General features: G+C 51.7%; 9 protein-coding genes. 6 read left to right on the plus strand and 3 right to left on the minus strand.

The window, feature by feature from the left end:
• Positions 1-33: 33 nt before the first annotated feature.
• Genes larE through larB form a run of 3 tightly spaced genes read right to left on the minus strand, consistent with a single transcriptional unit; the run spans position 34 to position 2,356 of the window.
• Complete coding sequence (gene larE, locus E5987_RS06975; protein ID WP_237178758.1) at positions 34-855, minus strand: ATP-dependent sacrificial sulfur transferase LarE; 822 nt, start codon at positions 853-855, stop codon at positions 34-36.
• Positions 845-1,687 carry a nickel pincer cofactor biosynthesis protein LarC gene (gene larC, locus E5987_RS06980; RefSeq protein WP_160335378.1) on the minus strand — a complete coding sequence of 281 codons (843 nt, stop codon included), beginning with the start codon at positions 1,685-1,687 and terminating at the stop codon, positions 845-847. The genes larE and larC overlap by 11 nt, the downstream gene beginning before the upstream one ends.
• Positions 1,688-1,693: 6 nt before the next feature.
• Positions 1,694-2,356: a nickel pincer cofactor biosynthesis protein LarB gene (gene larB / locus E5987_RS06985; protein WP_160335379.1), complete on the minus strand. Its 663-nt coding sequence runs from the start codon at positions 2,354-2,356 to the stop codon at positions 1,694-1,696.
• A 379-nt stretch (positions 2,357-2,735) separates the two neighbouring features.
• Here larB and E5987_RS06990 point away from each other — a divergent pair, with 379 nt between their 5' ends.
• From E5987_RS06990 to E5987_RS07015, 6 genes are all read left to right on the plus strand, one after another.
• Positions 2,736-4,097, plus strand: coding sequence for an anaerobic C4-dicarboxylate transporter (locus tag E5987_RS06990; protein WP_160335380.1), 1,362 nt, complete (start codon positions 2,736-2,738; stop codon positions 4,095-4,097).
• A gap of 160 nt (positions 4,098-4,257) precedes the next feature.
• Positions 4,258-4,533: a chaperone NapD gene (locus E5987_RS06995; protein WP_160335381.1), complete on the plus strand. Its 276-nt coding sequence runs from the start codon at positions 4,258-4,260 to the stop codon at positions 4,531-4,533.
• A gap of 47 nt (positions 4,534-4,580) precedes the next feature.
• Positions 4,581-7,340: a nitrate reductase catalytic subunit NapA gene (gene napA / locus E5987_RS07000; RefSeq protein ID WP_160335382.1), complete on the plus strand. Its 2,760-nt coding sequence runs from the start codon at positions 4,581-4,583 to the stop codon at positions 7,338-7,340.
• A 51-nt stretch (positions 7,341-7,391) separates the two neighbouring features.
• Positions 7,392-8,138, plus strand: coding sequence for a ferredoxin-type protein NapG (gene napG, locus E5987_RS07005; RefSeq protein ID WP_160335383.1), 747 nt, complete (start codon positions 7,392-7,394; stop codon positions 8,136-8,138).
• The gene (gene napH / locus E5987_RS07010) at positions 8,135-9,022 is read left to right on the plus strand and encodes a quinol dehydrogenase ferredoxin subunit NapH (RefSeq protein ID WP_160335384.1); all 888 of its coding nucleotides are present in this window, start codon (positions 8,135-8,137) and stop codon (positions 9,020-9,022) included. The genes napG and napH overlap by 4 nt, the downstream gene beginning before the upstream one ends.
• 8 nt (positions 9,023-9,030) lie before the next feature.
• Entirely contained in the window at positions 9,031-9,342 is a 312-nt protein-coding gene (locus tag E5987_RS07015; RefSeq protein WP_160335385.1) for a nitrate reductase cytochrome c-type subunit, read from the plus strand.
• Positions 9,343-9,436 lie beyond the last annotated feature (94 nt).

A 9,436-nucleotide genomic window follows, 5' to 3' on the forward strand; every position in this document is an offset into this window, starting at 1 on the left:
CTGAATAAACAAGGGCGCCCGCGGCGCCCTTTATCATTTGCGGTCAAAAAATCCGGAAAGTTTGTCCATGGGGACGATCGGAACCGGACCGAAATTATTCTGCCGCTCTTTAACGAGCCGCTCTAATAGAGAGCGCTCTTCAGAAGATAAACGTTCATACTCCTGCGCCTGTACGTGCAGCTCGTACGCTTTGCCTCCAACCTTGCGGAGACGAAATGCGATCTGCGGATTCGAAGACTCAGCGAACGCTTCAAAAATTTCTCTCTCAGTTTCCGCGATATTTTTCAGGTCTTCGGCCGACACGGCTGTGTCATAGGGCAGTCGGGTCAGTATGCAGGGGCGGGCCACCTGATCAGGGTTGTCAAAGCCGAGCGCTCTGCCGAGCTCTCGGATTTCCGGTTTGGAAATCTGCGCCATTGCCAGCGGCGAATTGATCTTGAGTTCGCGCAGCGCAAGAAGCCCGGGGCGATAATTGCCGAGGTCGGAATGGTTGGTTCCGTCGCACAGCGGAAATGACGCGATTCGAAGGAGTTCTGTAAACAGCATGCGTTTGCAGAAGTAGCATCTTTCCCGACAGTTGCGGCTGACTTCAGGAGCTTGAAGCGGATTTAATTCGACAATTTTAAGTTTGAATCCGTGTGAATCGGCCCATGCCCGAGCTTCAAGCGTTTCCTGTTCGCTGACGTGCGGACCGTGCACGTGCAGAAGTTCGATCTCAAAGTCCAGGCGCAGAGCAAAGAAACTCAGAAAGCGGCTGTCGAGGCCGCCGGAAAACGCGATGGAAACACGCCGACCAGGCGCAGCCGTTAAAAGAGCGTTTTTAAGCCGCTCAATTCTTGCTTCATCAGGCTCCAAGCTCTTCTCCAAAGGCAAAAGTGGCTCCGTTGGGGACGCCTTCATAAACATATGTGCCGTAAACTGTTTCGATAGTCTTAACCGTCATTGCGGGCCAAGGGCCGAATTCTGCGTCAAACGCCTTGAGAAGCGCCAGACCGGTTGGCGTCACGGTTTCTCCTTCTGCGAGGAAGGGACGAACGGGGACGTCTTCTAAAAGCGCTTTAACGGCAGGTGCCGGAGACGGGATAACGCCGTGCGCGCAGACAATGCTGCCGTCAGCGATCGGGAGAGGGCTTACGATCAGACGATCAGGGTTCAGACGTGTGTAGAGCTCGCAGGTAAAACAGATGTCAAGAATACTGTCGAGCGCGCCAACTTCATGGAAATGCACTTGTGTGAAGGGCAGACCGTGAACTCGGCCTTCCGCCTCCGCAATTAAAGTAAAGGCTTTTTCCGCATAACGTTTAGCGTTGTCTGATATGTCCGCGTTTCTGATAATGGCGAACACATCGGCAAGATTTCGGTGCTCATGCTCGTGCGGCAGCTCGACGCTGCAGTGAGCGCCTCGAATCCCGTTGACAAACTTATCCGTGAGCTTGATGCTGCCTTTCAGTGCTGGAAGGATTCCGTTGAGGATTTCTTCGGCCTGTTCATTGTTCATTTTCAGCATGCACATGAGACCGCAGAGAAACATGTCGCCGGCGATCCCGGAATGCAAACGAATAGTAAGGACCTTAGCTCCGGCTCTTGTGTGTCGGCAGTGCGAATGCTCGTGATGATGACCGCAGCCGCAATGGTCATGACCGTGCTCATGGCCGTGGTCGTGATGATGTTCCTGATGGTTGTTCATTGGCTTTTACTGATTGGAAAAAGAAGAGAGAATCTTATAGGCGAAGCAGGCCGCGCCGAACCCGTTGTCAATATTTACCGCTGAGACGCCCGGGGCGCAGGAAGCGAGGATGCAGTTCAAAGCGGTTTTACCGCCTTCACAGACGCCATAGCCGTTTGAGACCGGAACGCCGATGATAGGGCGGCTGGATAGTCCCGCAAGCACACTGATGAGAGCGGCTTCCATGCCGGCGGCCGCGATGATGACATTGTGGCGGTTGATTCCGTCAAGCGCTTTTTGCAGGCGCCACAGTCCGGCAACGCCGCAATCCTCGAACATTTCAAATTCTGTGTTCATGAATTTCAGCGTGGCGGCGGCCTCGTAGAGAACACGAGCGTCCGAGGTTCCTGCTGAAACCAAAGCGACGGAGCCTGCGACTTTATGTTCTACCGGACGATTGAAGGCGCAGCGGGAAACGGGGCAGTACTGATATTTTGCCGCGGCCTCGGCGCTGAGACCGGAGAAAAGTGTTTGATCCAAACGCGTGAATAAAACAGGATCAGCGTCTTCAGCAGCGAATTGTGCTAGCAGAGAAAGGACTGTATCCGAAGGCTTGCCTTCGCAAAATACGGCCTCCGGAACCGAAGTTCGGTTCCGTCTTTCGTGATCGAATTTAACAGTGAGAGACATAATTTGTAAGAACTGCGCAAACTCGGCGGAGAGATTTTTAGCGATGAATTTACATGAAAAAAAAATCAATGATGGCCGAAAAATCTGAATTTTATTTCAGATAGGTCTAGCCGGTGTTACATTTTTTTAAGATTTAAATTAGCGGAAACCCTAACATTTTAAATAATTGTTGTATTTCAGCAAAAACCCGAAATTTCTATCAAATAATCGTTGAATAACAATATGTTATTTGAAACACTGATTTATTTAAAAAATAGGTGTTTTCACCAATAATGAATAAAATTTTGTATTTCCACTTGTTTCAATACGTAAAAAAGAACATTATTCATATGTCTTACGACAATCAAATCAGAGTTTTACAACAAACGGGGATATTCAAATGAGTATTTACTTTTGGTTTCAGTTCTTTTTACTGATTGCCTTCTTATTCGTATCCGCCCCGAGAGGCGGTATGTTCCTCGGCCTGTTCAGTGGTATTGGTCTTATCGTTATTATGTTCGGACCGAAGCCCTGGCTTGGTCTGCCCCCGGGCAAACCTCCGGTCGACGTTATTCTGACGATTATCGCGGTTGTAGCCGCAGGCGCCACTCTCCAGGCTTCCGGCGGTCTTGACTGCATGCTTCAGATTGCTGAAAAAGTCCTACGTAAACGTCCGAAGATGGTGACATTCCTTGCACCGCTTTGCACATTCACGCTGACAATTCTTTGCGGTACAGGCCACACTGTTTACACGATGCTGCCGATTATTTATGACGTAGCGATCAAGACCGGTGTTCGTCCGGAACGTCCGATGGCAGCTTCCTCTATCGCTGCTCAGATGGGCGTTATCTGCTCTCCGGTGTCTGTTGCCTGCGTTTCCATGGTTGCTCTTATCGCCGGCCACCCGATGGCCAACGGTACAGATGTCGGCCTCGTTGAACTGCTCAGCCTGACAATTCCTGCCGGCCTGATCGGTCTTCTCGTTATGGCCACATACTCCAACTTCCGCGGTAAAGACCTCGACAAAGATCCTGTCTTCCAGGCTCTTATCGCTGATCCGGAAGCTAAGAAGTATGTTTACGGCGACTCTCTCACTCTCCTTGGCAAGAAGCTTCCCGCCAGACAGTGGACCGCTATGTGGATCTTCCTTGGCGTGGTTGCTGTCGTTGCCCTGCTTGGTGCCTTCAGTGATCTTCGTCCGATGGTTGGCAAGAAACCGCTGTCCATGACTCTGGTTATTCAGATGTTCATGCTCGCCTGCGGTGCCCTGATCTGCTTCTTCACAAAGACTCCTCCGAAGTCCGTCGGCGGTACAGCAGTGTTCCGCTCCGGTATGGTTGCTGTGGTCTGCGTGTTCGGTGTTGCTTGGATGTCCGACACAATCTTTAAGGCTCACCTCAACGAACTGAAAGAAGTTCTCGTTGAATACGTCAGGCTTTATCCGTGGGCATTCGCCATCGTTCTGCTCCTCGTTTCCAAGCTGGTTAACTCCCAGGCTGCTTCTGTCGCGATCGTTGTTCCGGTTGCTCTGAGCATCGGTACACCGGCCGGTGTTGTCGTCGGCTGCATCTCCGCTTGCTACGGCTACTACATTATCCCGACATACCCGTCTGACCTGGCTTCTATCGAATTCGACCGCTCCGGTACAACCCACATCGGTAAATTCGTTATTAACCACTCGTTCATCCTCCCGGGCTTGATCGGCGTTATCACTGCGACTATCGCCGGCTACTTCATGGCCCTGGCTAGAGGCTGGATCTAATTAGATCGCTTAGCATCTAACTAATATCTCAACTTGGGGGAAGCTCGTAAGGGCTTCCCCCAAGTTTTTATTAATCTTATAGTGGTATTCCGTGGACATCCTCACCGCCCGTTGATAACGTGAGGCTCAGTCGGAGAATACATAACAGAGGAACAGCTTCATGAATTATTCTGCGCTCGTTGTTTCCAGTGCTCCCGGTCGATTTCCCGAGATGCTGAAGGCGATTGAGTCTCTTTCCAACGTTGAGATCCACCATAAAGACGAGAAGACATGCCGCTGCATTGTCATTATTGAAGGCGAAGATATCGGCGTTGAAATGGACAAATTTAAGGAAATTTCCGCACTAGACGAGGTCGTCGACGCGTCCCTTGTCGCACATAACTTTGAAGAGAGCGCGGAGATTACTCCCATTCAAGATTTAACCCGGCTCAACTAGGGTTCATTTTTAATCTAACTCGCAAAGAGTTAAATACAGGAGCGAAAATGACGATTAATACACCCCAAATTAAACGTCGTGAGTTACTGAAGAGCGGTCTTGCAGCCTCGGCAGCCATGACCGTCGGTATCCCGGTATCAGAAATAGCTAAGGCAGCAGTACAGTCGACGGAAGGCACCGTTGTATGGACCAAAGGCGTCTGCCGCTTCTGCGGAACCGGCTGCGGTCTTTTGGTCGGAACCAGAGACGGTCGCGTAATCGCAACAAAGGGTGATCCGGATGCGCCGGTCAACCGCGGTCTTAACTGCATTAAAGGCTACTTCAACGCAAAAATTCTCTACGGCAAAGATCGTCTGACTCAGCCCCTGATGAGACGCACAAACGGTAAGTTTGATAAGAACGGTAAGTTCGAAGCAGTCTCCTGGGACGAAGCGCTCGATGAGATGGCAAAACAGTTCCTGCGTGTCTACAAGAAAAAAGGACCGACAGGTGTTGCGATCACAGGCAGCGGTCAGTACACCATCCCTGAAGCTTACGCGGCGAGCAAGCTCGTTAAGGCCGGTTGGCGCTCCAACAACCTCGATCCGAATGCTCGTCTTTGTATGGCGAGCGCGGTCGTCGGTTTCTATCAGGTGTTCGGTATTGATGAGCCTGCAAACAACTACAGCGATATTGAGAAGTGCAACACCATGATCCTGTGGGGCAACAATATGGCCGAAGCCCATCCGGTTCTTTGGTCACGTGTTGCCGACCGTAAGCTTACGCACAAAGATACGAAGATTATCAACGTCACGACGTACAGGAACATGAGTTCCAACCTCGCTGACCAAACCATCATTTTCAAACCCAATACCGACCTTGCGATTCTGAACTACATCCTGAGAGAAATCGTCAAGCGCGACGCGGTCGATCACGATTTCGTGAATAAGCACTGCATTTTCGCGGCCGGCGCGATGGATATCGGCTACGGCATGCGTCCGACCGACAAGTACGCATTCCCGGCAGAAAAAGATGTTCAGGCCAAACAGAACGAAATCAAACTCGACAAGTGGGAAGCCATCGCACAGGGCCGTAAAGAGGGTCAGGTTGTTAAACAGACTCAGCAGGGCGGAAAAGCCGGTGCCCACTGGAGCATCACTTTCGAAGAATTCAAGAAAGGGCTGGAGCCTTATACCCTTGACTTCGTTGCGGAACTCTCCAAGGGAGATCCGGACGAACCGATGGAAGAATATAAGAAGAAACTCGTTAACCTTGCCGACACAATGATCGACAAGAAGAACGATGTCCTCAGCTTCTGGTGCATGGGCGCCAACCAGCATCAGCGCGGCGTATGGGTGAACGAGCAGATCTATGCGGTTCATCTGCTGCTTGCCAAACATGCTCGCCCGGGCAACGGCGCGTTCTCTCTTACCGGTCAGCCCTCTGCCTGCGGTTCTGCACGCGAAGTCGGAACGTTCTGCCACAGACTGCCTTCTGACCTGCTCGTTGCCGCAAAACCGGCGCGCGTCAAGAGTGAAAAGATTTGGGGTGTTCCTGAAAAGACCATTAACCCGAAAGTCGGTCAGGCCTTTATGGGAATTCTTCGCGGGTTGGAAGACGATTCCATTAACTTCCTTTGGACTCAGGTTGTGAATCCCTTCCAGGCGGCTCCGAACTCCAACCACTGGCTGAAAGCGGCCCGCCATCCGGACAATTTCATTGTCGTAGCGGATGCCTATCCGACATTCTCCTGCCAGTATGCCGACTTGGTTCTTCCGGTTGCCATGATCTTTGAAAAATGGGGTCTCTACGGCAATGCCGAAAGACGTACTCAGGGCTGGCAGCAGATGGCTAATCCTCCGGGAGAGGCAAGAACCGACCTTTGGACCATGATGGAATTCGCCAAACGCATCAAGATCAAAGACTGCTGGGGCGAACAGCCTGTCCCGGGCCTTAAGGTCGAAGGATATGAAGACGGCAAGCTGCCGAGCGTTCTTGACGCAGCGAAAGAAATGGGCATCGATCCGGAAGCCACGCTCTACGATGTTCTTTACGCTCGTGACGACTACACCAAAGTCGCCTGGCCTGATCCCGATCTCGAAAGCAAGATCAACAGTACAGCTGCTCCTGCCAAACTGAACTGGTTCCCGGAAAAAGCGCTCTTTAACGAGTACCGTCAGTTCACGCTTGGAGACGGCCATGACCTGGCTGACTTCAATACCTACATGAATTCGACAACGCGCGGCCTGATGTGGCCTGTCGTCAACGGCAAGGAAACACCGTACCGCTTTAACCAGGACTATGACCCGTACGTTAAGGAAGACGGTTATCAGTTCTACGGCAAGCTCTTTAAAGCGATTCCGACAGGCAATCTGTACGGAGTGACCGATCCGAAACCGGTTCCACTGCCCAATAAGGCGAAGATTTTCTATCGTCCGTATGCGGCACCTGTTGAGCAGCCTGACCAGAACTATGATCTGTGGCTCTGTACCGGACGTATTCTTGAGCATTGGCATACCGGTTCAATGACCATGCGCGTACCGGAACTGGAAAGAGCTCAGCCGAACGCGTTCCTGTATATGAACCCCGATGATGCGGCTAAGCGCGGCCTCAAGAACGGCGATTACGCCACGGTTGAAAGCCGCCGCGGCAAGATCAGCGCGATTGTTCAGACTAACCAGCGCAACTTCATGCCGAAGGGAACCACCTGGCTTGCGTTCTTTGACCGTAAGGTTCAGACCAACCAGGTTGTGATCGACGCGACGGATCCGATTTCTGAAGAACCGGATTTCAAGAAGTCCGCGGTCAAGGTTTACAAAGCAGGTTAATTCCTTAACGGAGGAGGGCGCTTCTAAAGCGTCCTCCCAAGCTCATTTTCTATGACTACACACTCGAGACGCGATGTGCTCAGAAAGGGCGTGCAGATCGGAGCAGTCGGAGTCGGCGCCGGTCTTCTGTGGGGACTTTTTCTGCAGAAGACGGGGCGGGCCCAAGGCTTTGTTCCTCGTCCTCCCGGAGCTTTGCCGCCGAATGAATTTGAAACCGCCTGCTCTAAGTGCGGGCTCTGTGTGGAAGCGTGCCCCTATGACACACTGAAACTTGCAGGCTTTAAGGATATCGCTGCTCCGGGAACTCCGTTCTTTGAGCCGCGAGAAATTCCCTGTTATATGTGCAGGGACATTCCCTGTGTGAAAGCGTGTCCCTCCGGGGCGCTTCCTCATACTTTCGAAGACATTACCAAAGCAAAAATGGGCGTCGCGGCGATTGACCATAATTCGTGTCTTTCCTGGCAGGGGCTTCGCTGCGAGATCTGCTACCGAGACTGTCCCGAACAGAATAAGGCCATCATTATTGAGAACCATCCGAGGCTTCTCAGCAAGCATGCGATGTTCGTTCCGGTTGTGATGCCTGACAGCTGCACGGGCTGCGGTCTCTGCGTGCACAGCTGTCCGACGGATCGGCCCTCTATCAACATCGTCGATCCGGAAAAATTCCTGGGCAAGATTGGTGATCACTACCGTCTTGGCTGGAAAGAGAAGCTGGATGCTCGAGCAGTCCCCGAGGCTCCGATGAAGGACGCAGGAAAGCCCGGCGGTCTTGATTTTCTGAATTCGGAGCTGCCATGACGGAAAAACAGAAAAAGATACGCCACCTTTCTCAGCCGAAAACGGCAGCCGAATGGATTTATCGTCTTCGGTTTACGATCGCGAGAAGATTCGTGCAGTTTTGTCTTCTGGCGTTTTTTTTCGGTTCTGCTCGATTCGGATTCAAGGTCGCGGATAAATTTATCCTATCCGGTGATTTATCAAGTTCCAGAATCTTGGACATGATTCCGCTTGCAGACCCGTTTGCCGCGCTTCAGCGTCTGTGCGCACAGTACTGGCTTTCTCCGGAAACGCTGATCGGTGCAGGTTTGGTTCTTGCGTTTTACTGGGTTGTCGGCGGCAGAAGTTTCTGCGCCTGGGTATGCCCGATGAATCTCGTGACTGACTTTGCATTTTGGTGTCGGGAAAAGCTCGGTATCAAAACCAATGTGCTGTCCCTCAGTTCAAATCTGCGTTATTTGCTTTTGGCGGTGTCATTGATTCTTTCGCTGTGCACTGGCATTGCGGCGTTTGAGGCGATTAGCCCGCAGGGAGTTCTTTGGCGCGAGATCGTTTTTGGCGGAGTCTATGGTCTGCTGAGTGTGATATTCGGTATCTTTGCTCTGGACTTAGCGGTATCGAAACGCGGCTGGTGCGGCCATCTCTGTCCGCTTGGAGCGTTTTGGGCGTTGTGGGGCCGCCTCAGCGCGACGAAGGTTAAGTTTGACAACGATACCTGCACTCGCTGCGGCGACTGCCTAAAGGTGTGTCCGGAGCCTCAGGTGATCAGTTTTAAGGACGCCGCCAAGGTCGGAATGATTCGCTCGGGAGAATGCACAAACTGCGGAAAATGCGTAAGTGTATGTCCGGAAAATAGCTTGAAGTTCGGAATTCGATTTATTAAAGATACAAAGAAAACTCAATAGGAGTTCCTATGAAAAAACTTTTATTCATCTCATTGTTCCTGATGGCTGCCGCGCCGACAATGGCTCAGAATCCTTCGGATAACGCGATAGAAGATAAATTTGTTCCGCCGATGATTCCTCATCCGGTGGCAAACTTCTTGCCGATTACACCGACGAAAAATGCCTGCCTGATGTGCCATCAGCCGGCTAAACCCGGAGTTGAGGCAAAGAAGGGCCAGCCGACACCGCTTCCTGCCAGTCATGTGACCGGAGATAAAGTTAATCCGAATCGCTATGAATGCATGCTTTGCCATGCGGAAGTTCTTCCCGCGAAGAAGTAATCGCATGAACGCATAAAGAAAAATCCGGGCGAGTGCTCGGATTTTTCTTTTAGAGGTTGTTTTCGCTGGCCCAGACCGCCGCTTCGACTCGTGA

This window comes from Parasutterella muris, from assembly GCF_009767915.1.
Taxonomy (GTDB): Bacteria; Pseudomonadota; Gammaproteobacteria; order Burkholderiales; family Burkholderiaceae_F; genus Parasutterella; species Parasutterella muris.